Origin of the sequence: Nonomuraea sp. NPDC026600 (genome assembly GCF_040638335.1) — a bacterium.
Taxonomy (GTDB): domain Bacteria; phylum Actinomycetota; class Actinomycetes; order Streptosporangiales; family Streptosporangiaceae; genus Nonomuraea.
This window is the reverse complement of the sequence record NZ_JBEZYD010000002.1, coordinates 399,787-426,728: the sequence shown is the minus strand read 5'-3', so window position 1 is coordinate 426,728 and position 26,942 is coordinate 399,787. Positions and strand designations below refer to the sequence as shown.

Genomic DNA, 26,942 nt, shown 5'->3' with positions numbered 1-26,942 from the left:
GGGCTACCGCCCCCTGCGCGTCAGCGGCTACACCGTGGGCGGCACCGACCTGTACGCGGCGATCTGGGCACGCGGCGCCGGCCCGCGCTGGTCGGCCCGCCACGGCCTCAGCTCCGCCGACTACCAGCTCGCCTTCGACGCCCACCAGAGCCAGGGCTTCCGGCCCGCGCGGGTGAGCGGCTACGGCAGTGGCACGCCCCGGTTCGCGGCGATCTGGTGGAACCAGGCACCGGCGGCCGGGGACTTCGCCCCGGTCGACGCGGTCGTCAACCGCTACCTGACCGGCGCCGGCGTCGCGGGCATCTCGCTGGCGATCGCCCGCCGCGGCGCGCTCGTCTTCGCCCGGGGGTACGGCCGGGCCAACCGGGAGACCGGCGAGCGGCTCACCGAACGGCACCTGCTCCGCGTCGCCAGCGTCTCCAAGCCGATCACGTCGGTCGCGATCATGCGGCTCGTCGAGGCGGGGCGGCTGAGGCTCGGGCAACGGGTGTTCGGCACCGGCGGCGTCCTCGGCACCCGCTACGGCACCCTGCCGTACGGCACGGGCATCGAGGCCATCACCATTCAGCACCTGCTCCAGCACACCGCCGGAGGCTGGACCAACGACGGCAACGACCCGATGTTCACCAACCCCGGCATGAACCACGCGCAGCTGATCGGCTGGGTGCTCGACAACCGGCCCCTGCAGCACACGCCGGGCACCACCTACATGTACTCCAACTTCGGCTACTGCGTGCTCGGCCGGGTCATCGAACAGGTCACCGGGCAGCCGTACGCCGACCACGTACGCCAGAACGTGCTCGCGCCCAGCGGGATCACCAACATGCACATCGCCGGCGACACCCGCGCCGAGCGGCGCGCCGACGAGGTGGTCTACTACGGCGCCGACGACCCGTACGGCATGCGGGTACGGCGGATGGACTCCCACGGCGGCTGGCTCGCCTCGCCCACGGACCTCCTGCGGTTCGCGGTGCGGGCCGACGGGTTCGCCACGGTGGCCGACCTGCTGCGCAGGGACACGATCACCACGATGACCACGCCGTCGGCGGCGAACTCCGGATACGCCTGCGGCTGGGCCGTCAACGCGAGTAACAACTGGTGGCACACGGGACACCTGCCCGGCACCGAGGCCGTGCTCGTGCGTACCGGGAACGAGTTCTGCTGGGCGGCGGTGGCCAACGGCAACGGCGTCGACCTCGACGCGATGATGTGGGACGTCTACCGGGAGGTCGCCGCCTGGCCGGCGCACGACCTGTTCCAGTAGCTTTCCCGCCCGCCTGGGGAACCTCTATCCTGGCCCTTCGCACACGACATCGAGATGATCGAAGGTGGGCCGTGGGCCCGCGTCCCCTGGATCCGGACGAGCCTGAGCGGATAGGCGACTACCGGCTGACCGGCGTGCTCGGCCAGGGCGGTCAAGGAGTGGTCTACCTCGGAGAGGCGTCGTCGGGCGGCCGCGTCGCGATCAAGGTGCTGCACCGCAGCGCCTCGATGGACGCCGAAAGCCGCCGGCGGTTCCTGCGCGAGGCGGACACCGCCCGGCGGGTCGCCCCCTTCTGCACCGCGCGGGTGCTGGATGTGGGGGACGTCCATGGCCGCCCCTACGTCGTCAGCGAGTACATCCCCGGCGGGTCCCTGGCCGAAGCGGTCGCCACCGACGGCCCGCGGACCGGCAGCGGGTTGCAGCGGCTGGCGGTCGCCACGCTGACGGCTCTGACCGCGATCCACCGGGCCGGGATCGTGCACCGCGACTTCAAGCCCGGCAACGTGATCCTCGGTCCCGAGGGGCCGGTGGTCATCGACTTCGGCATCGCCCGCTCCCTGGACCACGCCACCACCGAGTCCGGAGTGGTGGGCACCCCCGCCTACATCGCCCCGGAGCAGTTCGCCGGGCAACCGCCCAGCCGGGCGTCGGACGTGTTCAGCTGGGCCTGCACGATGGCGTTCGCCGCGACCGGGCGTCTCGCCTTCGGCGGCGCGACGATTCCCGCGCTCCTGTACTCCATCTCCACCCGCGACCCCGACCTGGCCGGCGTGCCCGGCGACCTCCGCCCGCTGCTCGCGGCCTGCTTGAACAAGGACCCCGGCGCCCGGCCCACCGCCGCCGACCTGCTACGCGACCTCACCGGGAACGACCCGCACCCGCCCTTACCACCCGAGCCTGCCGGGCCGGATCCGTCCACCGCGATCCCCACCACGTCGCGGGCCGCCGCGCAGGAGACCGCTCAGGGGACCGCGGGCGACGCGGGAGGCCGCGGGCACGGCGGTGGATCTGGGGGGTCGCGGCCGCTCTGGCGGCGGCGCTCGTCGCGGGCGTGCTCCTCGTGCCGCAGTTCAGGTCGTCGCCGTCCACGCACCAGGAGTCGACGAACGGCCCGCTGCTCTACGCCGACGACTTCAGCGACCGGGGCAACTGGGACGGCTACACCTTCAGCCCCGACGCCGAAGGAGACAACCGGACCGTGCACGGGTACGAGATCGACCGCGGCGTCTACTCCCTCTTCGCCGACAAGGGCTACCCGAACAATCCCGCCCTCTCTCCCGTGCCGGCCAAGAATCCCGCCTCTCCGGCCGCGGTCGAACGCGACTTGATGATCGGCGTGACAGCCGAGGTGCGGGCGGGCTCGTCGGGCCGGGCAAGCTTCGGGCTCCTGTGCCGATGGGACGAAGAGGTACCCAACGGGTACGCGTTCCTGCTCGGCCTCGACGGCACCGCGCGCGTCGTCAGGAACGCCCAGGGCACCGATCTCGACGTGACGCCTCCCGTGCGGGTCGGCGCGCCAACCGCCGGGCAGCCGGTCCAGATCCAGGCCGCCTGCCGCCAGAGCGGCACCGGGACCCACCTGACGCTGTGGATCGACGGAACCCAGACGATCGACGTCGTCGACTCCCAGACGCTGCCCGACAGCTCGATCAGTCAGGCCGGCCTGGTCGCCCGGGTGCCGGAGGCCGGCGGCGGCGTCATCACCGTGTCGTTCGACGACTTCAGCGTCCATCGAACACGGTGAAGCGTCCATCAGGCGCGGTGACGCACCCGCGACCGCTGGTCAGGCGGTCACCGCGGTCACGGCCTCCGCCCAGATCGTGCTGGCCTCCTTCACCTGCTCGGAGTTGACGACCAGCGCGGGGATGAACCGGACGACCTCTCCCCAGGCGCCGCAGGTCAGCAGCAGCAGGCCCCGCTTGGCGGCCTCCTGCTGGGCCGCGGCGGCGGTGGCGCCGTCCGGGTCTCCGTTCGCGTCGCGGAACTCGTTGCCCAGCATCAGGCCCAGGCCGCGTACGTCGGTGATGTTCTTGTGCCCGGACGCCACCTCCCGCAGCGCCGCGCGGAGTTCGGCGCCGCGGTCGGCCGAGTTCCGCACGAGGTCTTCGCTCTGGATCACGTCGAGGGTGGCGAGTGCCGCGGCGCAGGCCACCGCGTTCGCGCCGTAGGTGCCGCCCTGCGAGCCTGGCCAGGCCTTCTCCATGATGTCCGCGCGGGCGGCGATCGCCGACAGCGGGAACCCGGAGGCCAGGCCCTTGGCGGTGATCAGGATGTCGGCGCGGGCGGCGAAATGGTCGCCGCCCCAGAACTTCCCGGTGCGTCCCCAGCCGGTCTGCACCTCGTCGAGGACCAGCAGGATCCCGTACCTGTCGGCGCGCTCGCGCAGGCCGGCCAGGAACCGGGTGTTGGCCGGCACGTAGCCGCCCTCCCCCAGCACCGGCTCGACGAAGAAGGCGGCGGTCTCGGCCGGCGTCGTCACGGTCTGAAGGAGGTAGTCCAGCTCGCGCAGGGCGAAGTCGGTCGCTTCCTCCTCGCTCCATCCGTAGTGGGTGGGGTTCGGGAAGGGCGCGATGACGACGCCGCCCATGATGGGGCTGAAGCCGGCGCGGAACTTGGTCCCGGAGGTGGTCATCGAGGCGGCCGCGACGGTCCGGCCGTGGAAGCCGCCGTGGAAGACGACGACGTTCGGGCGGGCGGTCGACTGGCGGGCCAGGCGCAGGGCCGCCTCCACCCCTTCGGAGCCGGAGTTGGCGAAGAACATGCGGTCGAGGCCGGTGGGCAGCACCTCGCCGAGCCGGTCGACCAGGTCCAGCAGCGGGCGGTGCATGACCGTCGTGTACTGGGCGTGGATGAGGGTCGCGACCTGGCGCTGGGCCGCCTCGACCACGCGCGGGTGGCAGTGCCCCGTGCTGGTGACGCCGATGCCGGCGGTGAAGTCGAGGTAGCGGCGGCCGTCCTCGTCATAGAGGTGCACGCCTTCGCCGCGAGCGGCGATGACTCCGGTTGCCTGCTTGAGGATCGAAGAGAGTTCTGCCACGAGGACCCCTCTGGTAGATTGTCGACAATCAAACTGGTAGATAACTTACAACGGCTCGCGGTCCGCGTCAGCCCCCGAAGCGGCGCCGGCCCCCAGCACCCTCCGTCGGAAGGGACGAGAAATGCCTGATCAGGCCCGTGAACGCTCAGTCGTCGAGGCGGCTCCGAAGCAGCTCTTCATCAACGGCAAGTGGATCGACGCGTCGTCAGGAGCCACCTTCGACGTGCTGGATCCCTCCACGGGCAAGCTCTTGTGCGCCGTGGCGGACGCCTCGCCCGAAGACGGGATGGCCGCCCTCGAAGCCGCGGCGGCGGCGCAGGCCGCGTTCGCCGCCACCGCGCCGCGCGCGCGGGCCGACATGCTCATGCGTGCCTTCCACCTGCTGCACGAGCGCATGGACGCCCTCGCCCTGCTCATGACGCTGGAAATGGGCAAGCCCCTGGCGGAGTCACGGGGCGAGATCGCCTACGCCGCCGAGTTCTTCCGCCACTTCGCCGAAGAGGCCGTCCGCGTCAACGGCGGCTACCAGGTCGCGCCGGCCGGCGGCGCCCGTTTCCTGGTGACCAAGCAGCCCGTCGGGCCGTCGCTGCTGATCACGCCCTGGAACTTCCCCATGGCCATGGGCACCCGCAAGATCGGCCCCGCGATCGCCGCCGGCTGCACCAGTGTCATCAAGCCGGCCGCGCAGACCCCGCTGTCCATGCTGGCCCTGGCCGAGATCCTGGCCGAAGCCGGCGTTCCCGAGGGTGTGGTCAATGTCGTGACCACGGACAACGCGGGCGCGGTCATGGAGCCGCTGATCCGCTCCGGCGTGGCGCGCAAGCTGTCGTTCACGGGTTCCACCGCCGTGGGCCGCCGGCTGCTCGAGCAGTGCGCCGACAAGGTGCTGCGCACCTCGATGGAGCTCGGTGGCAACGCCGCGTTCATCGTCTTCCCCGACGCCGACCTCGATGCGGCCGTCGACGGGGCGATCGCCGCGAAGATGCGCAACTCCGGCGAGGCCTGCACCGCCGCGAACCGCATGTACGTCCACACCGACGTCATCGACGCCTTCGGTGCGAAGCTGGCCGAGAAGATGGCCGCCCTGCCCGTCGGGCGGGGTGTCGACGACGGCGTCCGCGTCGGGCCGCTCATCGATGCCGCCGCGCAGCGGAAGGTGCAGCAGTTGGTGACCGACGCCGTCGAGCGCGGCGCCAAGGTGCTCACCGGCGGGCAGACCGGGAACGAGCCCGGCTTCTTCTACCCGCCGACGGTTCTGACCGGCGTGCCCGAGTCGGCGCGGATGCGCCACGAGGAGATCTTCGGCCCGGTCGCGCCGCTGACGCCGTTCAGCACCGAGGAAGAGGTCGTGGCAGCCGCCAACGACACCGAGTACGGCCTGGTCAACTACCTGTACACCAACGACCTGTCACGCGCGCTGCGCGTCGCCGAGGCGCTGGAGACGGGCATGGTCGGCATCAACCAGGGTGTGGTGTCCAACCCCGCCGCGCCGTTCGGCGGGGTCAAGGCCTCGGGGCTCGGCCGCGAGGGCGGGCCGACCGGCATCGAGGAGTTCCTGGAGACCAAGTACATCGGCATCGCCCTCGCCTGACCGGTCCAGGTGGCGGACCCTCGCGACCCGAGGCTAGGTGGCGGCCCCTCGCGACCCGAGGCTAGGTGGCGGCCCCTCGCGACCCGAGGCGGACCACCGCGTCGCGCATGTGCTCGATGAGCAGGCGGTCAACGAGTTCGGCATCGCCGGCAACGAACGCGTCGGCGATCTCGTTGTGCTCGGGGACGCGGTCGTCGGGCGCGGGGTAGGTCTCCTGCAGCGCGGTCACGCACATGCGGGTCTCGGTCAGCAGCGTGTGGTGCATCCGTGACAGCCGAGGACTCTGGGCCATCCGGACGAGCTCCTCGTGGAACTCCAGGTCCGCGGCGCCGATCTTCTCTCCGTCCAGCCGGTCGGAGGCCTTCGCCATCTTCTTGATGATCGACGCCAGTCGCGTACCGGCGGCGACGGGGTCGCGGCGGAAGATCTCGGCGGCGGCGGCGCGCTCGACGGCGGTGCGGGCCACGTAGATGTCGTAGACGTCGTCATCGGTCAGCTCGATGACGAACAGACCGCGGTTGCGGATCGAGATCAGCAACCCCTCCTGCGTCAGGCGCTGCATGGCCTCACGCAGCGGGCCGCGGCTCACGCCGAGCTCGCGGGCCAGGTCGGCCTCGCCCAACTGGGTGCCCGGCCGGAGCTCGCCGTGGGCGATCGCCTCACGGAGCTTGCGGGCGATGATGCTCGGCGTGGACTCGCGGTCCACGGGTCCGATGAACCTGCCCAGGGTGGTCATGCTGGTCTCCGATTCGGCTGCGACAGTGCGGCGCGGAGAGCCCGGCGTGCGTGTCGATTGTGGATTGTTCATCATCGCGACGTGGGAATCAACTGATGTCATGTCCGATCACCGGCGGAAGAGGGATCCCATGCCGGCGAGGCGCGTGCTTCCTCCCCCGATGCGCAGCCCCTCCCATATCGTGACCTGGTTGGCGGTGAGAACCGGCTTGCCGACGGCGCTCTCAAGGTCGTCCAGCCAGGCGAGCGAGTGCATCGCGGTGTCGGGGACCAGCACGGCCTCCGCGTCGTCGGCGTCACCGGAGCGCACCATGTCCGCCACGCGCTCCTTGCCGAAGGTGCCGACCTCGGCCGCTGTGAGGATGCCGTGACTGCCCAGCGCCGCGACCTCGACTCCCCCGCGCCGCAGGAACTCCACGAAGTGTGACGCGACGTCCTGCGGGTAGGACGCCGCGACGGCGACGCGGCGCAGACCGAGCGCGTGCACCGCCTCGACGAACGCGATGGAGGTCGATGAGACGGGCAGCCCCACGATCTTCGCCACGCCGTCCACCTGCTCGCGGGCGCCGTCCCAGCCGAAGACGAAGCTGCCCGAGGTGCACGCCCACATCACGGCGTCCGGAGCGTGACCGGCCAGTTGCCGGGCGCCTTCGGCCAGGCGCTCGGCGCTGCCCAGGTCCAGCAGCGCGTCGACCCTGTGCGCGTCCTCGCCGACCGACGTGTGCACCAGCGGCAGGCGCACGGCGCCGCCCAGCCGTCGCTCCAGGGCGGGGAAATCGTCCTCGGCGCCGAAGCCGGGGTACAGCAGACCGACGGTCGTATGACGGAGTTGTTCGTTCACGGATGACCTTTCGGTTGAGGAGCGATGCGGCGGAGAACACCTTTCGCGAGTGTTTCGAGCGCGTTCCAATATCCCGAGGGATCAATAAGATTGTTGACAATGCTACACCAGCTGATTAGCTTCGGTCAGCAACAAAGAGGCCTCGCGCCGCTCCTGGCGAATCCCGGCTTCCCGACGCTGTCCCCCAGGACGGCCGCGACGACATCGGAGTCGACATGACCTACGACCCCTCGCGGAGAACCCTCCTACGCGGCCTCGGCGCCGCTGCGGTGGCCGCGCCGCTGACCGGATTTCTGACCGGCTGCAGCCGGACGGAGATCCCCGGCTCCGCGAACGCTGCCCAGGACCTGCTCGCGACCGGGCGAAAGCAAGGCTTTCTCCGCGTGGGCATCGCGAACGAGCCGCCGTACACGCAGGTCACCGCGGACGGGAACGTCACGGGCGCCGAGCCGGACGTGTTCCGCGCCGTGTGCAAGCGCCTGGGCATCAACGACGTCCAGGGAGTCATCACTCCGTACGCGTCGATGATCCCCGGCCTGAAGGCCAACCGGTGGGACGCCATCGCGGCGGGCCTGTTCATGAAGCAGTCACGCTGCGCCGAGGTGCTCTATTCGGAGCCGGTCATCGTCTCGACGGAGTCCTTCGGGGTCAAGCCCGGCAACCCGAAGAAGATCACCACCGTCGCCGGCGTGCTCGCGGACGCGGAGCTGAAGATCGCGGTGCTGCCCGGCGGGTTCGAGGACGGGATACTCAAGACGGCCAAGGTGCCCGACGGGCAGCTGGTCAAGGTGGACGACGGGCGCAGCGGCATCGAGGCGGTGCGGGCCGGGCGGGCCGACGCCTTCTTCCTGCCGACCCTCTCGCTGAAGGCCCTGCAGGAGAAGGACAAGGACTTCGAGGTCACCACGCCGGTGGGTGACGCGCCACGGACCGGGTCCGGAGCGGCCTTCCGCCCCACGGACAAGACGTTCCTGGCCGAGTACAACAAGGAGCTCACCGCGTTCAAGGCGACCAGCGAGTTCGCCGCGATCCTCACCAAGTGGGGCTTCGACGCGCAGACCACCAAGGGCGTCACAGCCGCCGAGCTGTGCAAGAACGCCGGCTGACCCGAGTGGGCCACCCCAGCCTCACCCCCACGGCCCAGGAGATCGACGACCCATGTCCGATGTGATCACCTACGCGCCGCTGCTGCTGCAGGGGCTGCTCATCACGCTGCTCGTCACCGTTCTCGGCGCCATCCTGACGGTGGTGACGGCGTTCACGGCGGGTCTCGCCCGCCTCTCGCAGCACTGGTGGCTTCGGTGGCCGGCCGGCGTCTTCGTCGAGGTCTTCCGCGGCACCTCCCTGCTGGTGCAGATGTTCTGGTTCTTCTTCGCGCTGCCCTTCTTCGGTTTCCAGCTCGCCCCGCTCACCGCGGCGGTGCTGGCGCTGGGGCTCAACGAGGGGGCCTACGCGGCCGAGATCGTGCGGGGCACGATCAGCTCGCGCGCCGCCGGGCAGACCGAGGCGTGCGTGGCCCTCGGCATGGGCCGGGCGCTGCGGATGCGGCGGGTGCTGATACCCCAGTCCATCCCGGCCATGTTGCCGCCCTTCTGCAACGTGCTGGTCGACCTGCTGAAGAACACCTCTCTGGTCTCGCTCGTCACGGTCGCGGATCTCACCTTCCGCGGGCAGATGGTACGTAACACCACCGGGCAGACGACGGCCGTGTTCCTCACCATCCTCGTGCTCTATTTCGTGCTCTCGTCGCTGATCTCCCTGCTGATGAAGTGGCTGGAGCGGCGATTCGCCCTGGACCGCCGGCCCAGGTCGCGCCGGGATCAGCCCGGTCCGCTCGTGAAGGCGGGGATGCCCGCATGATCTGGGACTCTGAATTCGCGCTGTCGATCCTGCCGGATCTGCTTCAGGGACTGTGGGTGACCGTCCAGATCACCCTCGCCGGCACGGTCATCGCGATGATCCTCGGCCTGGTGGTCGCGGTCATCCGGTTCTCGCGCCTGCCGGTCGTGTCGCAGCTGTTCAACTTCTACGTCCAGTTCGTCCGGGGAACGCCGCTGCTGATCCAGGCGTACTGCGCGTTCTTCATCCTGCCCAACTACGGCCTGAGCTTCAGTCCGATGGTCACCGGCATCGTCGTGATCGGCATCAACTACAGCGCCTACACGGCCGAGGTCTACCGCTCCGGAATCCACGACGTGCCGCCCGGGCAGTGGGAGGCGGCCAAGGCGCTCAACCTGCCCATCGGTGCCACCTGGACGCGGATCATCCTTCCGCAGGCCGTCCGGTCGGTGGTCCCCATCCTGGGCAACTACCTCATCCAGATGTTCAAGGACTCGGCCGTGCTGTCCGCCATCACCGTGTTCGAACTGCTGGCCCACGCTCAGGCGATCGGATCGAACAACTTCCGCTACCTCGAGCCGCTGACCATCGCGGGTCTGCTCTTCCTCCTGGTCAGCTACCCGGCCTCGCAGATGGTCCGGAGATTGGAGCGTCGACTTGCCCCCGCACATTGACACCGAAACGGCCCCCGTACCCGAATCGACGCCCGCGGCGGCCCGCGAGGTCATGATCTCCTTCGACGACGTCAGCAAGCGGTGGGGCGACAACGAGGTGCTCCGCTCGCTGAACTTCGACGTCAGGTCGGGCGAGAAAGTATCCATCATCGGGCCGTCCGGATCGGGCAAGACCACGATCCTGCGGATCCTGATGACCCTGGAGACGCCCGACACGGGACTCGTGACGGTCAACGGCGAGACCCTGTGGGACGTCAAGCCCGGCTCGCGGCCCAAGGAGACCAAGCAGATGCGGGCGACCCGCCGCCACGTCGGCATGGTGTTCCAGCAGTTCAATCTCTTCCCGCACATGACCGCCCTGGAGAACGTCCTCGAGGCGCCCACCCGGGTGCTCAAGCTGGACAAGGACGAGGCCCGTCAGCGCTCGGTCGAACTGCTGGAGATGGTGGGCCTGTCCAAGCACCTCGACCACAAGCCGCCGCAGTTGTCCGGCGGGCAGCAGCAGCGGGTGGCCATCGCCCGCGCGCTGGCGATGCGGCCCAAGGTGATGCTCTTCGACGAGCCCACGTCGGCGCTCGACCCGGAGCTGATCGGCGAGGTGCTCAACGTCATCCGGGAGCTGGCCGTGAGCACCGACATGACGATGCTCATGGTGACCCACGAGATGCGCTTCGCCGAGGAGATCTCGGATCGCGTCGTGATGTTCGACCACGGTTCCGTGATCGAACAGGGCCCGCCCGGAGAGATCTTCAAGGCGCCGAAGGAAGATCGCACCAAGAGCTTCCTGCACGCCGTACTGAGCCATTGACCCGCCACCCGACGGCTTTCGACGTCGAGTCGCTGGCCACGCGGCTGACGTCCGTCCTGCGGGGGACGGCCCGCCACGACCCCGGGACCAAGGCCCTGTACAGCACCGACGCCTCCAACTACCGGCTGGTGCCCGACCTGGTCGTCGTACCCGCCGACGTGGACGACCTCGTGGCCGCCGTGTGCATCGCGGCCGAGGTGGGCGCGCCCGTGGTGGTCCGCGGCGGCGGTACGTCCATGGCCGGCAACGCCATCGGCGGCGTGGTCGTCGACGTCTCCCGCCACGTCAACCGGATCCTCGACCTCGACGCCGCGAGTCGCACCGCCGTGGTCGAGCCGGGCGTCGTGCTCACCGACCTGACCGCGGCGGCGGGCCGCCACGGCCTCACCTTCGGCGCCGATCCCTCCTCGGCCAGCCGGGCGACCCTCGGCGGGATGATCGCCAACAACGCCTGCGGCGCCCACTCGGTGGCCTGGGGGACCACCGCGGACAACCTCATGGATCTTGAGGCGCTGCTCGCGGACGGCTCCCGGCTGGACCTCACGGTGCCGATCGCCGATGCCGACACCGGGCGGCGGATGGCCGAGCTGGCCGCCCGGCCGGGCCGCGAAGGCGAACTCCACCGGGCGATGCAGGAGCTGGCCCAGCGGAACGCCCTCGCGATCGGCCGGCGTTTCTCCGGGCTCAAACGCCGCATCTCCGGGTACGCGCTGGACCGGCTGCTGCCCGAGCACGGCTACGACGTCGCCCGGTTCCTCTGCGGCACCGAGGGCACCCTGGCGACCACCCTGCGGGCGACCGTCGGCCTGGTGCCGCTGCCCGCCGCCAAGGCCCTGCTGGTGCTGGGCTTCCCCGACTCGTTCAGCGCCGCCGAGTGCGTGCCCCACGTGCTGCCCCACCAGCCGCTGACCATGGAATCGATCAATGACGAGCTGGTACGGCGCCTGCCCGACCAGGTCCGGAACGACGCGATCGCGGCGGGCCTGCCGGAGGGCAGTGCCTGGCTGCTCATCGAGGTCGCGGGCGGCGACGCCGAGCACGCGGCCCGCGCTGGGCGCGCGATCGTCGCCGACCTCGACGGCGCGGGCATCCCCGTGACGTCGGCGCTGGTCACCGACCCGCGCGCGCAGGCCGTGCTGTGGCGGTGCCGGCGCGACGGCACCGGCCTCGCCACCCGCCGGGCCGACGGCGCGGAGGCCTGGGCCGGCTGGGAGGACGCCGCGGTCCCGCCGGACCGGCTCGGGACGTACCTGCGTGAGCTCGACGAGCTGATGGCGGCCCACGGCCTGTCGGGCGCCTCGTACGGGCACTTCGGCGAGGGCTGCATGCACATGCGCATCGACTTCGACCTGAAGAGCCGGGCCGGTCTGACCACCTTCCGCTCGTTCGTCGAGCAGGCCACCGACCTCGTCGTCCGCCTGGGCGGCTCGGTCTCCGGCGAACACGGCGACGGACGAGCGCGTTCGGAACTGCTGACCCGCATGTACGGCACCGACATCATGGACCTGTTCCGCGAGGTCAAGCAGCTCTGGGACCCCTCCGGGGTGCTGAATCCGGACATCATCGCCGACCCCGCGCCGATCGACGCGAACATCCGGCATGCCGGAGCGGCCGACCCCAAGCGCCTGCTGACGGTCTTCGCCTACCCGCAGGACGCCGACAGTTTCGCCCAGGCACAGCGCCGCTGCGTCGGGGTGGGCAAGTGCCGGGAGTCTTCGGGCGGCGTGATGTGCCCCAGCTACCAGGTCACCCGCGAAGAGCAGCACTCCACGCGGGGCCGGGCCCACCTGCTGTGGGAGATGCTCCGGGGTGACGTCATCACCGACGGGTGGCGCTCCACCGAGGTCCGCGACGCCCTCGACCTGTGCTTGTCGTGCAAGGGATGCCTGTCCGACTGTCCGGTCAACGTCGACATGGCCACCTACAAGGCCGAGTTCCAGTACCACCACTACCGGCATCGGCTCCGCCCGCCCTCGCACTACTCGATGGGCTGGCTGCCGCTGTGGTCGCGCCTGGCGGCGCGGATGCCGAGGGTGGTCAACCGGATGACGTCGTCGGGTCTCGCGGGCCTGCTCAAACGGATCGGCGGGATCGCGCCCGAGCGGGCCATCCCACGCTTCGCCGACCAGCCGTTGACGACGTGGTTCCGGCGGCGCAGCCGACCGGCCGGCATCGGCGCGCGTGGCAAGGTCGTGCTGTGGCCCGACTCCTTCACCACCTACCTCTCCCCCGAGGTCGGCCGCGCCGCGGTCCGGGTGCTGGAGGCGGCGGGCTTCGAGGTGGTACTGCCGCGCGGCCAGGTGTGCTGCGGACTGACCTGGATCTCGACCGGGCAGCTCGGGGTCGCCAAGCGAGTGCTGCGCCACTCCCTCGGTGTCCTCGACGACTACCTGCGGGCGGGCGTGCCCGTCGTCGGGCTGGAGCCGAGTTGCACCGCCGTGTTCCGGCACGAGGCCGTCGATCTGCTGCCCGGTGACGAGCGGGCCGAGCGGGCCAAGCGGCTCACGTACACGCTGGCCGAACTGCTGGCCGCGTACGCCCCGGACTGGCAGCCGCCCGACGTGGGCGGGAAGGCGCTGGTGCAGCGGCACTGCCACCAGCATGCGGTCATGGGCTTCGAGGCGGACTCCGCGCTGATGCGGGCGGCGGGCATCGACGCCGATGCTCCGGACTCCGGCTGTTGCGGACTCGCCGGAAATTTCGGGTTCGAGCGGGGCCATTACGAAGTGTCGCGGGCGGCCGGCGAGCGGGTGCTGCTGCCCGCCGTACGCGCGGCGGACCCTGAGACGGCGATCGTCGCGGACGGCTTCAGCTGCCGCACCCAGATCGGGCAGGGCACCGACCGGACCGCGCTGCACCTGGCACAGGTGCTCGCAGCGGCCCTGGACGCCGATGCCGACCCCGGTTCAGCCGGTGAGTAGCCTCATCGCGCACAGCGCGTAGGTGCGGGCCGCGACCAGGAGCTCCTCTAGGCTGACCGACTCGTCGGCCCGGTGTGCCTGCTCGGCGACCGAGCCGGGGCCGAGCACGATCACCGGAACCCCCGCGTCGCGGGCGATGAATCCGCCGTCGCACGCGGCGGTCCATCCCGCCAGCGGCAGATCGGGCCCGCCGGCGTCGCCCACCGCCCGCTTGGCCGTCGCGACCAGCCGATGGTCCGGCGCCGTCTCGAACCCGGGCATCTGCATCGTCATGGTGACCGCGACGCCCAGCCCACGCTCGCCCAGACGCAGTGCCTCGATCCGGCCGGTCGTCTCGGCCAGCACGGTCTCCCCCTTCTCGTCGGGCAGCAGGCGCCGGTCGGCGGTGATCAGGCACTCGGCCGGAACGGTGGACGTCCCGGTGCCGCCGGCGATCTGACCGACGCTCCACGTGGCGGCCCCGACCAGCGGGTGCCGCGCGGCCGACAGCTCACCGTGCCAGCGTTCGAGCTCGGTCACCACCGCGGCGGCGCCGTAGATGGCGTTGAGCCCGTCGGAGGGCTTGCCGGAGTGGGCCGCCCGCCCGGTGACCGCGATCTCGACGTACGAGTCACCGCGCGCCGCGATGATCGTCTGCAGGTCGGTGGGTTCCGCCACGACGCACCCGGCGAAGCCGGAACGGTCGCCGCCGGCGAGGTAGGCGCGGATGCCCTTGCCGGTCTCCTCCTCGTCGACCACGGCGGCCAGCTCGACCGGACCGGTGAGGGCGACACCGGCCCGCCGCAGCGCGGACAGCGCCACCACGCACGCGGCGAGACCGCCCTTCATGTCCGCCGAGCCCCGCCCGAACAGCCGGCCGTCGCGGACCTGACCGCCGAAGGGCGGCACGGTCCAGTTGTCGCCGACGGGCACCACGTCGGTGTGCCCGAGCAGCAGCAACCCGGGCCCGGAGCCGCCGGCGAGGACCGCCGACACGTTGGACCGGCCGGGCTCCACCTCGGTGGTCGTCACCGCCAGACCGCGCGCCGCGCAGGCGGCGGCGAGCACGTCCACGGTCGGCCCCTCCTCGCCGGGCGGGTTCTGCCCCACCGCCCGGACCAGGTCCACCGCGACCTCGCGGATCTCGTCGAGCGTGATCAGGTCGAGGACCGCCTGTTCAGCCGCAGTGATCGCCTCGCGGTCGGCCGCAGTGATGGCTTCGCGGTCAGCCTCGGTGGTCGCTTCGCGGTCAGCCATGCTGAGCCCCCGTCACCAGGTCGATCGCGCGGCGCAGGCGGCGTACGCCCTCGAGGGTGCGCTCCGGAGTGGTCGACGCGAAGCACAGCCGCAGGGCGTTGCGGAAGCGGCCGCTGGGCGAGAAGGCCGGGCCGGGGATGAAGGCGACTCCTTCGGCCAGCCCCACCTCGAACAGCTCCTGCGCGTCGACCTCCTCCGGCAGCGTCACCCACAGGAAGAATCCGCCGTCCGGGCTGGTCCATCTCGCGATGTCGCCGAGGTGCTCGGTGAGCGCCCGCTGCATGCCGATCTTGCGGCGCAGGTACTCCACGCGCAGGCCGCTCAGGTGCTCGGCGAGGTGACCGTCCTCGAGGAACCGGGCCACCAGGAGCTGCGCGGGCAGGTTGGCGCAGGTGTCCATGGCCTGCTTGGCGTTGATCAGCGGCTGGCCGAGTTCGGGGGCCGCGTCGACCCAGCCCACCCGCAGGCCCGGCGCCAGCACCTTCGAGAAGGTACGCACCGAGAACACGTCCGCGCGCCCGTCACCCAGTTCGCGCAGGCTGGGCAGGTCCTCGCCGGCGAAGCGCAACCAGCCGTACGGGTCGTCGTCGATGACGATCGCCCCCCACCGGCGGGCCAGCTCGAGGAGCGCGAGCCGCCGTGCGAGCGACATGGTGGTGCCGGAGGGGTTCTGGAAGTTCGGGATCGTGTAGATCGCCTTCGGCGGGCGACCGGCCCGCTCGACGAGCTCCGGCAGGGCCTCGACGATCAGCCCGTCGTCGTCGACAGGTGCCTCGAGCACCTTGCCGCCGTACGACATGACGGTGGCGCTGCCGTTGGTGTAGGTCGGCGACTCGACGACGACCAGGTCGCCGGGGTCGACGAAGAGTTTGCAGGCGAGGTCGATGCCCTGCATCCCGCCGCTGGTGATGGTCAGCCGGTCGGGGGTCGTCGCCTCGCCGGTGCCCGACAGCATGTCGAGCACCGCCGCCCGCAGCCGGGGGTCGCCCTCGGTCGCGGCGTAGTCATAGGCGTGGGCCGAGCCCAGTTCGGCGGCGCTGATCGCGGCCAGTACCCGCGTGGGGACCACTTCGGCGGCGGGGCTGCCCATCGCGAAGCGGACGATGTCGTGCGACTGCTTCTGCAGCAGCGACGTGCTCGAGTCGATGACCGACCCGACCAGTCCTGCCGCCCGTGCCGCGAGCGGCACCTGCGCGGCGGTCCGCGTCATCGTGTTCACCGTCCGATCGTGAGGTTCTGGGTGAGGTCGGTCAGCCGCTCGACCCCGTCGGTGGTCAGCGCGACGGGTTCGGACAGCTCGTATCCCCAGTCGTCCATCCACATGCCGAGGATGACGTGGAAGCACATGCCGGCCTCGAGCACGGTGTGCTCGTCGGGCCGCAGGCTGATGGTGCGCTCACCCCAGTCCGGCGGGTATCCCAGACCGATGGAGTACCCGATCCGCGATTCCTTGGTCAGGCCGTACGCGCTGATGACGGCGTTCCACGCGGCGTGGATCTCGTGAGCGGTCCGTCCGGGGCGCAGCGTGGCCAGGACCTCGGCCATGCCGTCGCGCACGATCGCGGCGGTGTCGGCGAGCCGGCGGGGCGGCTCGCCGAGCATGATGGTGCGGGCCAGCGGCGCGTGGTAGCGCCGGTAGACGCCCGCGAGCTCGATCGTCGTGGCCTCACCGACGCGGAACTTCTCCTCGGTCCAGGTCAGATGCGGTGTACCGGCTCCTTTGCCGGTGGGCAGCATCGGCACGAACGCCGGGTAGTCGCCGCCGTGTTCAGCCGTGCCGCGCGCCTGCGCGGCGGCGATCTCGGCGACGACGTCACATTGGCGTCGCCCCGGGGCCACGGCCTCCAGCGCCACCTCCATGACCCGCTGCGCGATCGACCCGGCGATCCGCATCTGCGTGAGTTCGTGGTCGGACTTGATCACGCGTACCCAGTTGACCAGCTCCTGGCTGTCTTCGAGCCGGACGTGCGGAAGACCCGCCCGCAGCGCGAGGTAGCCGCGGGCCGTGAAGAACGCGGAGTCTCCCTCGATTCCCACGCACCGGTCCGGGCCGGTCTCGATCAGGCCGCGTTCGCGGACGCGTTCGGCGATCCAGTCGTACGGGTGCACCTTCGGACGGTGGACCAGTTCCTCCGGGTAGCCCTCGATCTGCTCCGGCGGCAGCCAGGCGGTGAACCCGGCTCCGGCGGCGTCCATCGCGCGGGCGAACAGGACCGGCGGACCGGCGGCCGACACCACCAGACACTGCGGCGTATAGAAGGACCAGGCGTTGTAGCCGGTGAGGTAGTACATATTGGCCGGATCGGTCACCAGCAGGGCGGCGAACGAGCGCTCCGCCATACCCTCCTGCACGCGGGCGAGCCGTTGCGCGTACTCGGCGGCATCCGGGCCGAGGGAAGACTGCTGCACTAGAAAAACCTCATTTCAGTGGTCGCCAAGGAGACGCTGCCCCGGCCCGGTCGCCTGGCGGCCGATCGCCCGCAGCGCCGCCCACATGGTCGCCTGGTTCGCGCTGATCACCGGCTTGCCGAGCCGCGCCTCGAGCGGGGCGATGACGTCGTAGGTCGGCAGGTTGGTGCACGAGATCACGATCGCGTCGGCCTCGGCGTGGTCGGCCTGGGCGACGAGTTCGGCGGTGCGCGCGTACGGAACCTTCCAGATGTCGGTGCTCAGCCCCAGGTGGGAGCTGCCGACGACGTCCACGCCGGCCTCCCGCAGGAACAGCCGCAGCCGCTCGGTCACGTCCGGGTCGTACGGGGTGGCGATCGCCACGCGCTCGGCGCCCAACTGCCTCAGGGCCGCCAGCAGGGCGCCGGACGTCGTGACCGCCGAGGGAGCTCCGGCCGCGCACATCGCCTCGACCAGTTGGCGCTCCCCCTGTACGCCACGCACGAAGCTGCCCGACGTACAGCCGTAGGCGTAGACCGCGGGCGAGACCGTGACCAGGTCCCGGGTGCAACGGCTGACGGCCTCGGCATCACCGACCTGCTCCGCCATCTCCACCGTCACCGGCAGCGGCGAGAACGGGGTACGGGTGAAGAACAACGCCACGTCATCGGGCGTCCAGCGCCACAGCTCCCGATCGAGCGCCATGTCGTACGGGACGATCACGCCGACGCCCGTCTGGACCGGCGGTCCTGGCGGTGCGGCGCTCGTGTTCGTGGTCATGGACGGTCTCCTGCGATCGTGGGGGCCGACCCCGTGCGAGTGTGGAGCCGTGTCGCCATCATGCAGGATCGATGCATTGTTGACAATCATACGTAGCTCTCCTACGTTGGGCCGCGGCCCAGGTGGCGAGCGAACAAGGAGGCGCTCATGGCAGGATCCGACGGCAAGCCGATCATCGCCGTGCTCTGCGCGGCCGGGGGCCCGCACCCCCCGCACATGCGGGCTGTCGAGGAGCGTGCGACGGTCCGTTACTGCGACGCCGACGGCCTGGCCGCCGCCGTGGCGGACGCGGACGCCCTCTTCCTGTGGGACTTCTTCTCCAGCGCCGTACGCCAGATCTGGGACCACGCCGGGGCACTGCGGTGGATCCACGTGGCCGCGGCCGGCGTGGACAAGCTCCTCTTCGAGGAGCTCATCGACTCCGACGTCATCGTCACCAACGCACGTGGCGTCTTCGACCGGCCCATCGCCGAGTTCGTGCTCGGCTCGGTGCTCGCCTTCGCCAAGGACCTCCACCGCAGCCACGATCTGCAGCTCGCCCGTAAGTGGAGGCACCGGGAGACCCTGCCGGTGGCCGGCACCACGGCGTTGATCGTGGGCACCGGCGCCATCGGGCGCGAGACCGCCCGGCTGCTCCGCGCCGTCGGCATGGACGTACGGGGGGCCGGCCGCACCGCGCGGGCCGTCGACCCCGACTTCGGCACCGTCGTCGCCAGCGACGAGCTGGCCGCACACGCCGGCTGGGCCGACCACGTCATCATGGTCGCGCCCCTGACCCAGGCGACCCGGGGGCTCATCGACGCCACCGTGCTGGCCGCGATGAAACCCACCGCCCATCTGATCAACGTCGGGCGCGGTCCCTGCGTCGTCGAGGACGACCTGGTCGCGGCCCTGACAGGCGGGCAGATCGCGGGGGCGTCCTTGGACGTGTTCGCGACCGAGCCGCTGCCGGTGAACCATCCGCTGTGGAGCGCGCCCGGCGTGGTCGTGTCCGCGCACATGTCCGGCGACACCGTCGGCTGGCTCGACACGCTGGCCCGGCAGTTCACCGATAACGCCGTCCGCTGGCTCGACGGCGAGGATCTCGTCAACGTCGTCGACAAGCGGCTCGGGTTCGTGCCCGCCCACCCGCAACCGAGCCGCCCGCAGTCCAGCCACGCGCGGCGGAGCCCCGCAGACGAGTAGGGAGCCATGATGACCGACCTGACCCGGCTGAGCGCCACCGAACTGATCGCCGGTTACCGCGACCGCAGCGTGTCCCCGGTGGAGGCCACCCGCGCCGCGCTCGCCGCGATCGAGGCCGCCAACGACGAAGTGAACGCCTTCGTCCTGGTCGACGCCGAGTCCGCGCTGACCGCCGCGGCGGAGTCCGAGGCCCGCTGGCGCGACGGCACCACCCGCGGACCCGGCGACGGCGTACCCACCTCGATCAAGGACATCCTGTACACCCGTGGCTGGCCGACCCTGCGCGGCACCAACCTCATCGACGAGCAGGGACCGTGGCCGGACGACGCCCCGGCCGTGGCCCGGCTGCGCGAGACCGGAGCCGTGCTGCTGGGCAAGACCACCACGCCCGAGTTCGGGTGGAAGGGCGTCACCGACTCCCCGCGACACGGCGCCACCGGAAATCCGTGGAACGCCGAGCTGACCGCCGGCGGATCGAGCGGCGGCAGCGCGGCAGCGGTCGCGCTGGGCATGGGGGCCTGGTCGGTCGGCACCGACGGCGGCGGATCGGTGCGCATCCCCGCCGCGTTCACCGGAACAGTCACCATCAAACCGACGTACGGCCTCATCCCGATGTGGCCCGCCAGCCCGTTCGGCACCCTGTCACACGGCGGGCCCATGACCCGCACCGTCACCGACGCCGCCCTGATGCTCGACATCCTCACCGGCTTCGACGCACGTGACTGGTCGGCGCTGCCCACCCCGGCGACCTCGTTCCGCGACGGACTCGGCGACGGCGTCCGCGGCCTGCGCGTCGCGTTCTCCCCCACTCTCGGGTACGTGCGCAACGACCCCGAGGTCGAGGCCGCCGTCCGTACCGCCGCGGCCGTGCTGGCCGAGGCGGGGGCCGACGTCGAAGAGATCGATCCCGGCTTCGCCGACCCCGTCGAGGCCTTCCACGTCCTGTGGTTCACGGGCGCGGCCAAGGTCGTCGAGGCCTATGGCCCCGACGCCCTGGCGCGGGTCGACCCCGGGCTGCGCCGCGGCGTCATGCGTGCCCTGGCCGCCGGCGCCGCGGACTATCTGGACGCCACGGCGGTGCGGATGGACCTCGGGGTACGGATGGGGCGCTTCCACCAGACGTACGACCTGCTGCTGACGCCGACCCTGCCGATCCCCGCGTTCCCCAAGGGAATGGACGCCCCGAAGGGCTGGCACTCCCAGGACTGGACAAGCTGGACTCCCTACACCTACCCGTTCAACATGACCCAGCAGCCCGCCGCGAGCGTGCCCTGCGGATTCACCTCCGCCGGGCTGCCCGTCGGCCTGCAGATCGTCGGCCCCCGGCACGCTGACGCGCTCGTGCTGCGGGCCGCCCGCGCCTATGAGGCGGCCACCGACTGGACCTCCGCGCGGCCGCCGCTCGCTCGCCCCTAACCATTGAGGAGAATCCCCATGGCTCGCTACATCACGGTCACGCTGGAATCACGCGGCGTTTCCTGCACCGCCCGGCTGCTCGATGACGAGGCGCCCCGCACCGCGGCCGCCATCTGGGACGCGCTTCCGCTGTCCGGTCAGGTTTTCCACGGCAAGTACGCCCGTAACGAGATCTACAACTTGGTGCCGGCGTTCGCGGCGGTCGAGCCCGGGAAGGAGAACACCACGGTCACTCCCATTCCCGGCGATCTCTGTTACTTCGCGTTCGACGCCAACGATCTCGCCACTCCCTCGCACGGCTACGAGAGCGGCGGCGGGCCCAAGAACCTGTCACACATCATCGACCTGGCGCTGTTCTACGGCCGCAACAACCTGCTGCTCAACGGCGACCAGGGCTGGGTGCCGGGCAACGTCTTCGGCACCGTCGTCGAGGGACTCCAGGAGATGGCCGTCGCCTGCCAGGACATCTGGATGGCCGGCGCCCGGGGTGAGACGCTGACGTACGCGCGCTCCCACGAGGACTGACGACGGCCGGGCATCACTGGCTGACCGCCCGCTTGTACAGGCGCGTGGCCAGCGGGACGAACACCACCAGGATCAGCACCGACCAGCCCACCGACACCGGCACCGCGTGCTGGAGCGGCCACGCGTCGGGAACCGGCCTGAGGGGAGTGGTGTTGCCGAACAGCTCGCGCGCCGCCTGGACGAACGTCGAGACCGGGTTCCATTCGGCGACGGGCTTGAGCGGGCCGGGCAGCCGCGCGCTGTCGACGAAGGCGTTGGACAGGAAGACCAGCGGGAACGACACGAGCGTGGCGATGTTGTTGAACACCTCGGGCGTGCGCAGGGCCAGCGCGACGGTCGCCGTCACCCAGGAGAACGCGTACGCGAAGAACAGCAGCAGTAGGAACCCCCCGACCGCCTCGAGCGGCGAGGAGTGGACGCGCCAGCCGACCAGCAGCCCCACCAGCGCCATCACGACGATGCTCGTGATGTTCATGAGCATGTCGCAGAGCGTCTGCCCGACCAGCACCGCCGACGGCGCCATCGGCAGCGTGCGGAACCGGTCGAAGATGCCCTTCTGCAGGTCCTGGGTGAGGGTGTAGCCGGTGATCTGCCCGCTGGTGACGATCGCCTGGACGAAGATCCCTGGGAGCAGATACTCCTGGTAGGAGATGCCGGGCAGGTCCATCATGCTGCCGAACACGTACGCGAACAGCAGCACGAACACGATCGGGAGGATGATCACGCCGCCGAGCAGGTCGGGGGCTCGCCTGATCTTGAGCGCGTTGCGCTTGCTGATCGTCATGCCGTCGGCGACCGCCATCTGAAGGGCGTTCATCGGACCGTCTCCTTGATGTCGTCGGTGGCGGCCTGGTGGCCGGTGAGGCTCAGGAAGACCTCGTCCAGGGTCGGCCGCCGCAGCCCGGCGTCGCGTACGGCGACACCCTCGGCGGCCAGGCGGCCCAGGGCGGTGGTGAGCGAGGCGGCGCCGCCCGCCACCGGAATGATGACGCGCAGGGCGGTGGGGTCGGTCCAGAGGTCGGCGACGGCCAGCGGCGCCAGGACCCGGCGGACGGTCTCCAGATCGGCGGGACTGGTCACCGAAAGTTCGATCCGGTCGCCGCCGACCTGGTCCTTGAGCTCGTTGGCGGTGCCGAGCGCGATCACCCGTCCGTGGTCGACCACCGCGATCCGGTCGGCGAGCCGGTCGGCCTCCTCCAGATACTGGGTGGTGAGCAGGACCGTCGTGCCACCGGCGACCAGCTCGGCGATGACCTCCCACAGGCTCACCCTGGCCCGGGGGTCCAGGCCGGTCGTGGGCTCGTCCAGGAACAGCACCGGCGGGTCGGCCACCAGCGCTCCGGCCAGGTCGAGCCGGCGCCGCATGCCGCCGGAGTAGCCCTGCACCGGGCGGTCGCCCGCCTCCGTCAGGTCGAAGCGTTCCAGCAGCTCTCCGGCGCGCTGTTTGCTGCGTTTGGTGCCCAGGTGGTAGAGACGGCCGACCATCTCCAGGTTCTCGGCGCCGGTGAGGTGCTCGTCCACCGCCGCGTACTGCCCGGACGCCCCGATGTGGGAACGCAGCCGTTGCGCGTCGGCCACGACGTCCAGTCCGGCGACCGTGGCGTGTCCGGCGTCCGGCTTCAGCAGCGTGGTCAGGATCCGTACGGTCGTCGTCTTGCCGGCACCGTTCGGGCCGAGTAACCCGAACACCGTTCCCTCCGGGACCGACAGATCGATCCCGTCCAGGGCGACCACGTCGCCGTATCTCTTGACCAGGCCTTCGGCCACGATCGCTGGGGGCATGAGGTCTTCTCCTTTACGGTCTTCGGTGCTTCTGCTGTCTTCGGTGCTTCTGCTGTCAGGAGCGGTGGATCACGATGTCGCCGTAGGCGGTGTGGGCACGCACCTCGACGGTCTCGTCGGACTGGCCGGGGCCGGCGCAGTCGTCCAGGGAGACGTCCACGCTGCCGTACTGCGAGCTCACGTCCAGCCAGGCGGCGGTGCCCTCCCGGATCCCGAGTTCGAGCCGGCCGCCGGCGGTCTCCAGGACGACCGCGCCGGACACCACCTCGCCGATCCGGACACTGCCGTAGGCGGTCTTGGCGGCGACTCCGGCCAGGGCGTGGTCGACCTTGATGTCGCCGTACGCGGTCTTCAGCCGGAGTTCGCCGGTCACCGAGCCGAGGGTGAGGTCGCCGTTGGAGGTCCTGACCACCGCCGTGCCGTCGATCTCGCCGATCCGGATGTCGCCGTTGGAACTGGTGATGTCGGCGTGCCCGACCGACCGGGTCACCGAGATGTCGCCGGACCCCGTCTTCAACTGCAGCCGGCCGGCCTCCTCGAGCCGGATGTCGCCGTAGGAAGCGCTGAACTTCACCTCGCCGAGACGGCCCCTGCAGCGGAAATCCGCCGCCGCGTTCGCTTCGACGCGGGAGCCGGCCGGCAGGTCGATCGTCAGGTCGACCGAGCCGCCCCAGCCGAGCAGCGAACGGGCCCAGATTCTGGGCGCCTCGACCAGCTTGTCGATCGAGCCCCACCCGGACAGCGGAGCGGGCCGGTCCTTGTCCGCCTTCACGAGCAGCCGGCCGCCGGCGTACTCGACCTGGACCTGCTCGGCGGCGTGCCGGTCGGTCTCGCTGAACTCGTCGCTGGGGCGTACGTCGACGACGGTGTCGGTGCGATCGCTCGCGTTGATCCGGACTTTGGCGGCTGCGAGATCGATCATGACGGAGATGGGCTCGGGGGTGGCGAACGTTGGCATGACTGTCCCCTCATGGGTTCGGCGGGCGTCCCGGCTGCCGGAACGCCCGGTCTTGGGTCGGGCTAGCGGACCCAGCCGCTGTGGCTCCGCTGGGTCCGCGGGCCCGCGCGCCGGCCTCCGCCGTCGGGTTCGAGTGCCGCGGAGACGGCGCGGACGAGCCAGGTGTTGACCGAGAGCCCGTCTCGGGTGGCCGCGTCCTCGATGCGCGGCTTGAGCTGCTCGGGAACGCGGAGCGAGATCCGCGACGTGCCGCCCTCGTCGGCGTCCGGCGGCCTGGCACCCCTCTCGGCTCCCCCGGCATGCCCGGGCTCGCCGAACGGCTGACCGACCGGTGGTGGCGTCACGACGAAGCCGGGATCGGGTCCGCGCAGGCGTACCTCGACCGAACCCGGCGCGAGGTCACGGGTGATCTCGTCCGCGGCGGCGGAGAGCGCCTCCAGCAGGGCGAGCCTGGTGGCCGGCTCGAGCGTCAGGGCGAGACGCTCGGCGAGCGCGCGAGCGTCCTCGCCGCCCGCCTCGGCGGCGATCGTGAGTTCACGGCGAAGCTGGTCGACATACGGCGCGAGGTCCATGACGCAACTATGACGTCATAATGGCGTCAACGCAAGTCCAAGATGCCCCACGCTGACGTCATGTAGGCATCACGGCCGGGGATCGGCAAGCCGTACGGCCTTCCCTGGTGCACCGCTCGGCCGCGAACCAGGTGCCAGCACTCTGCGCATGACCGTCCGCCACGCCATCGCCGACAGCTCCTCGCGATCACATGGCCGTCGGCCCACTGGCGGTCGGCCGCCACCCGCTCGGTGGCGCCGAAGGAACGGCGTCGCGAGGTCGTCGCGAAATGCCGCTATACCGGTTTGCGTATGCCTTGAGGAAGATTCATGGCGCTGTACGTACCTCCTGATGGCAGATTCCGGTTTCGGGAGGTATGTAATGCACCGCAGAGTCGCCCTGCTCTCCGCCGTCGCAGTGACCGTGGCAGGTGCCCTGGTCCCCGCGGGTGCCGCCCAGGCCAGTGGTGGCTGGACCAGCGCCGACCCCACGCCCGTCAGGTGGTCCGCCACGGACTCCTGGTCGGAGCGCAGGACCGTCCAGCAGTACTGGACGCAGCAGCGCCTGATGGCGGCGCAGCCGCTCGACGAACCCACACCGCGACGCTCCAACGGGTCGGGCGCGCCGACCCAGGGCACGCCGTGGGCCACGAGAGGCGCCTCTACCACCACGACCCAGCGCTCCCAGGGGACCACCCGGGTCGCCTCGGCCGTCGCCACCCAGGGCACCCCCTTTACGGTCCAGGGCGTCGCGGCCCAGGAGCAGGCCCGGGTGCCCAACAGCCCCGGCCTCCGGTGGACCGACGGTGGCGCCGTCGTGCGTACCACCGGACGCGTTTTCTTCACCACTGCCAACGGCGGCAACGCCTCCTGCTCCGGCTCGGCCGTGACCAGCGCCAACGAGAGCGTCGTGATCACCGCCGGACACTGCGTGAAGGCAGACGGTGCTTTCCACCGGAACTGGGTGTTCATCCCGGCCTTCGACAACGGCCGGCGCCCGCTCGGCACCTGGGTGGCCAGCCGGCTGCTGACCACGCAGCAGTGGAACGCTCGCGAGGACATCAACTTCGACGTGGCCGCCGCCGTGGTCGCGCCGCTCCAGGGCCGGACGCTGACCGACGTCGTGGGCGGGCAGGGGGTGGCGTTCAACCAGCCCAGGCAGCGGCAGATGTTCTCCTTCGGCTACCCGGCGGCGCCGCCCTTCGACGGCTCGAAGCTGGTCTACTGCAGCGGGCGCGCGTTCAACGACACCGTGATGACCAGGGACCAGGGGCTGCGCTGCAACATGACCGGCGGGGCGAGCGGCGGGCCGTGGTTCCAGGGGTTCAACGAGTCCACCGGGCTCGGCTGGCTGAACTCCGTCAACAGCTTCAAGTACGACTTCGCCCCCGATTTCATGTTCGGCCCCTTCTTCGGAAACGAGGCGATGGCCGTCTACCAGGCCGCGCAGAACACCAACGCCCCCTGAGCATCCCTCTGCCGTTGCCGGTGACCGCGATCCCCGGCCTGGATCTGCCTCAGATCCGGCCGGCGGTCTTGGGCCGTTCACCTCAATGGGCCGAGCTCTCCGATCGCCGCCGCGATCCTCTGGGCCGCTCACCCCAAGGAGCGGGGCTTTCCGATCGCTGATGCGGTCCTTGAGTGGTTCACCTCAATGAGGCGAGCCGACCGGACCCGGCGTCCCACCACCCGTTTTACCCGCACGGGCGCACAGGCCCAGGCCGCACGGGCGCACAGCGTCACGGGCGGCAGGCCGCACAGGCACACGCCACACGGCGTCACGGGCGGCAGGCCGCACCGGCCTGGCGGGCGAGTTGCAACGGGACTGCAACGGTGATCGAGACCATCTGAGCATCGGGTGGGCAGCGGGCGCTGCCCCGGATGCGAGGAGTGATGTTTCATGTTTACTGCGATTCTCACGAGGGTGCGCGGGCTGTGGGTGGCCTTGGTCGCGGGGGTGGCTCTGATCGTCGGCGTCGGCCTGGCGGCTCCGGCGAACGCCGCGGTGCCGCCCGAGGTGATCATCGCCGACACGTTCGCCACCAGGACGGTGACGGCCGACACCTTTGCCGACTACCTGTTCAACGTTCCGGCCGGCAATTGGACGGCTGAGGCGACGCTCACGGCCCGCAACAACACCGCCACGGCGGCGGCCCTGTCCTGCTCGTTCCTGATCATCAGCGAGGGCAGCACCAACAACACCAGTGTCGTCGCCACGGTCGGCCCCAACGGTCAGCTCGCGAGCCTGGCGACGGGCACCGCCCGCGTCGTGGCGACCACCGGGGTGGTTCGGCTGCGGTGCGGCGCCACTACGGCCACCACCAACATGTCGGTGTTCAACGTGAACATCATGGCGACCCGGGTCAACGCGATCACCCGGGTGAATCTCGGTTAGGCGACTGAGCGCGGAA

General features: G+C 70.8%; 25 protein-coding genes. 14 read left to right on the top strand and 11 right to left on the bottom strand.

Features of this window, described 5'->3' with window-relative positions; genetic code table 11:
* The 3 genes from AB0F17_RS05490 to AB0F17_RS05480 form a co-directional block, all read left to right on the top strand.
* Positions 1-1,264, top strand: a 1,264-nt coding sequence (locus AB0F17_RS05490; RefSeq protein WP_358016676.1) for a serine hydrolase, incomplete at its 5' end; no start/stop codon positions are given.
* A gap of 71 nt (positions 1,265-1,335) precedes the next feature.
* Entirely contained in the window at positions 1,336-2,592 is a 1,257-nt protein-coding gene (locus tag AB0F17_RS05485; protein ID WP_358016673.1) for a serine/threonine-protein kinase, read from the top strand.
* Complete coding sequence (locus tag AB0F17_RS05480) at positions 2,592-3,008, top strand: hypothetical protein (RefSeq protein ID WP_358016670.1); 417 nt, start codon at positions 2,592-2,594, stop codon at positions 3,006-3,008. The genes AB0F17_RS05485 and AB0F17_RS05480 overlap by 1 nt, the downstream gene beginning before the upstream one ends.
* 39 nt (positions 3,009-3,047) lie before the next feature.
* On the opposite strand, the gene AB0F17_RS05475 is transcribed toward AB0F17_RS05480, so the two are convergent.
* Complete coding sequence (locus AB0F17_RS05475; protein ID WP_358016667.1) at positions 3,048-4,301, bottom strand: aminotransferase class III-fold pyridoxal phosphate-dependent enzyme; 1,254 nt, start codon at positions 4,299-4,301, stop codon at positions 3,048-3,050.
* A gap of 121 nt (positions 4,302-4,422) precedes the next feature.
* Here AB0F17_RS05475 and AB0F17_RS05470 point away from each other — a divergent pair, with 121 nt between their 5' ends.
* A complete protein-coding gene (locus AB0F17_RS05470) occupies positions 4,423-5,892 on the top strand; it encodes an NAD-dependent succinate-semialdehyde dehydrogenase (protein WP_358016664.1) in 1,470 nt (489 codons plus the stop codon).
* Positions 5,893-5,953: 61 nt separating this feature from the next.
* Here AB0F17_RS05470 and AB0F17_RS05465 read toward each other — a convergent pair whose 3' ends face one another.
* Together AB0F17_RS05465 and AB0F17_RS05460 are read right to left on the bottom strand one after the other, a co-directional pair.
* Positions 5,954-6,628, bottom strand: coding sequence for a GntR family transcriptional regulator (locus AB0F17_RS05465; protein ID WP_358016661.1), 675 nt, complete (start codon positions 6,626-6,628; stop codon positions 5,954-5,956).
* 108 nt (positions 6,629-6,736) lie between these two features.
* On the bottom strand, positions 6,737-7,468 hold the full coding sequence (locus tag AB0F17_RS05460; RefSeq protein WP_358016658.1) for a maleate cis-trans isomerase: 732 nt from the start codon (positions 7,466-7,468) through the stop codon (positions 6,737-6,739).
* 215 nt (positions 7,469-7,683) lie between these two features.
* Between AB0F17_RS05460 and ehuB the strand changes: the two genes are divergently transcribed.
* Genes ehuB through AB0F17_RS05435 form a run of 5 tightly spaced genes read left to right on the top strand, consistent with a single transcriptional unit; the run spans position 7,684 to position 13,710 of the window.
* Positions 7,684-8,574 carry an ectoine/hydroxyectoine ABC transporter substrate-binding protein EhuB gene (ehuB, locus tag AB0F17_RS05455; protein ID WP_358016655.1) on the top strand — a complete coding sequence of 297 codons (891 nt, stop codon included), beginning with the start codon at positions 7,684-7,686 and terminating at the stop codon, positions 8,572-8,574.
* A gap of 52 nt (positions 8,575-8,626) precedes the next feature.
* Positions 8,627-9,328, top strand: coding sequence for an ectoine/hydroxyectoine ABC transporter permease subunit EhuC (gene ehuC, locus AB0F17_RS05450; protein ID WP_358016652.1), 702 nt, complete (start codon positions 8,627-8,629; stop codon positions 9,326-9,328).
* Positions 9,325-9,981, top strand: coding sequence for an ectoine/hydroxyectoine ABC transporter permease subunit EhuD (ehuD, locus tag AB0F17_RS05445; protein WP_358016650.1), 657 nt, complete (start codon positions 9,325-9,327; stop codon positions 9,979-9,981). The genes ehuC and ehuD overlap by 4 nt, the downstream gene beginning before the upstream one ends.
* Before the next feature lie 52 nt (positions 9,982-10,033).
* Positions 10,034-10,789, top strand: a complete 756-nt coding sequence (ehuA, locus tag AB0F17_RS05440; RefSeq protein ID WP_358017364.1) for an ectoine/hydroxyectoine ABC transporter ATP-binding protein EhuA — start codon at positions 10,034-10,036, stop codon at positions 10,787-10,789.
* Positions 10,786-13,710, top strand: a complete 2,925-nt coding sequence (locus AB0F17_RS05435) for an FAD-binding and (Fe-S)-binding domain-containing protein (RefSeq protein ID WP_358016648.1) — start codon at positions 10,786-10,788, stop codon at positions 13,708-13,710. The genes ehuA and AB0F17_RS05435 overlap by 4 nt, the downstream gene beginning before the upstream one ends.
* Here the strand turns inward: AB0F17_RS05435 and AB0F17_RS05430 are convergent.
* Genes AB0F17_RS05430 through AB0F17_RS05415 form a run of 4 tightly spaced genes read right to left on the bottom strand, consistent with a single transcriptional unit; the run spans position 13,696 to position 18,114 of the window.
* Positions 13,696-14,946, bottom strand: a complete 1,251-nt coding sequence (locus AB0F17_RS05430) for a M20 family metallopeptidase (RefSeq protein WP_358016646.1) — start codon at positions 14,944-14,946, stop codon at positions 13,696-13,698. The genes AB0F17_RS05435 and AB0F17_RS05430 overlap by 15 nt on opposite strands.
* The gene (locus AB0F17_RS05425; protein ID WP_358017360.1) at positions 14,939-16,156 is read right to left on the bottom strand and encodes a PLP-dependent aminotransferase family protein; all 1,218 of its coding nucleotides are present in this window, start codon (positions 16,154-16,156) and stop codon (positions 14,939-14,941) included. Before AB0F17_RS05425 ends, AB0F17_RS05430 begins: the two co-directional genes overlap by 8 nt.
* 5 nt (positions 16,157-16,161) lie before the next feature.
* Positions 16,162-17,355 carry a M24 family metallopeptidase gene (locus AB0F17_RS05420; RefSeq protein WP_358016644.1) on the bottom strand — a complete coding sequence of 398 codons (1,194 nt, stop codon included), beginning with the start codon at positions 17,353-17,355 and terminating at the stop codon, positions 16,162-16,164.
* Between the two features lie 15 nt (positions 17,356-17,370).
* Complete coding sequence (locus tag AB0F17_RS05415; protein WP_358016641.1) at positions 17,371-18,114, bottom strand: Asp/Glu/hydantoin racemase; 744 nt, start codon at positions 18,112-18,114, stop codon at positions 17,371-17,373.
* 147 nt (positions 18,115-18,261) lie between these two features.
* Between AB0F17_RS05415 and AB0F17_RS05410 the strand changes: the two genes are divergently transcribed.
* From AB0F17_RS05410 to AB0F17_RS05400, 3 genes are read left to right on the top strand one after another with little or no spacing between them, the layout of a single operon-like run.
* Complete coding sequence (locus tag AB0F17_RS05410; protein ID WP_358016638.1) at positions 18,262-19,299, top strand: D-2-hydroxyacid dehydrogenase; 1,038 nt, start codon at positions 18,262-18,264, stop codon at positions 19,297-19,299.
* 9 nt (positions 19,300-19,308) lie between these two features.
* Entirely contained in the window at positions 19,309-20,715 is a 1,407-nt protein-coding gene (locus tag AB0F17_RS05405; RefSeq protein ID WP_358016635.1) for an amidase, read from the top strand.
* Between the two features lie 18 nt (positions 20,716-20,733).
* Positions 20,734-21,240 (top strand): DUF3830 family protein, encoded by a 507-nt coding sequence (locus AB0F17_RS05400; protein WP_358016632.1) that lies wholly within the window; start codon positions 20,734-20,736, stop codon positions 21,238-21,240.
* A 13-nt stretch (positions 21,241-21,253) separates the two neighbouring features.
* On the opposite strand, the gene AB0F17_RS05395 is transcribed toward AB0F17_RS05400, so the two are convergent.
* From AB0F17_RS05395 to AB0F17_RS05380, 4 genes are all read right to left on the bottom strand, one after another.
* Positions 21,254-22,057, bottom strand: a complete 804-nt coding sequence (locus tag AB0F17_RS05395; protein WP_358016629.1) for an ABC transporter permease — start codon at positions 22,055-22,057, stop codon at positions 21,254-21,256.
* Positions 22,054-23,022, bottom strand: a complete 969-nt coding sequence (locus AB0F17_RS05390) for an ATP-binding cassette domain-containing protein (RefSeq protein ID WP_358016626.1) — start codon at positions 23,020-23,022, stop codon at positions 22,054-22,056. Before AB0F17_RS05390 ends, AB0F17_RS05395 begins: the two co-directional genes overlap by 4 nt.
* A 55-nt stretch (positions 23,023-23,077) precedes the next feature.
* Positions 23,078-23,980, bottom strand: a complete 903-nt coding sequence (locus AB0F17_RS05385; RefSeq protein ID WP_358016623.1) for a DUF4097 family beta strand repeat-containing protein — start codon at positions 23,978-23,980, stop codon at positions 23,078-23,080.
* A gap of 62 nt (positions 23,981-24,042) precedes the next feature.
* On the bottom strand, positions 24,043-24,552 hold the full coding sequence (locus AB0F17_RS05380; RefSeq protein WP_358016620.1) for a hypothetical protein: 510 nt from the start codon (positions 24,550-24,552) through the stop codon (positions 24,043-24,045).
* Between the two features lie 361 nt (positions 24,553-24,913).
* Here AB0F17_RS05380 and AB0F17_RS05375 point away from each other — a divergent pair, with 361 nt between their 5' ends.
* Positions 24,914-25,999, top strand: a complete 1,086-nt coding sequence (locus AB0F17_RS05375; protein ID WP_358016617.1) for a peptidase — start codon at positions 24,914-24,916, stop codon at positions 25,997-25,999.
* 432 nt (positions 26,000-26,431) lie between these two features.
* Positions 26,432-26,926 (top strand): hypothetical protein, encoded by a 495-nt coding sequence (locus AB0F17_RS05370; protein WP_358016614.1) that lies wholly within the window; start codon positions 26,432-26,434, stop codon positions 26,924-26,926.
* The last annotated feature ends 16 nt before the right edge of the window (positions 26,927-26,942 follow it).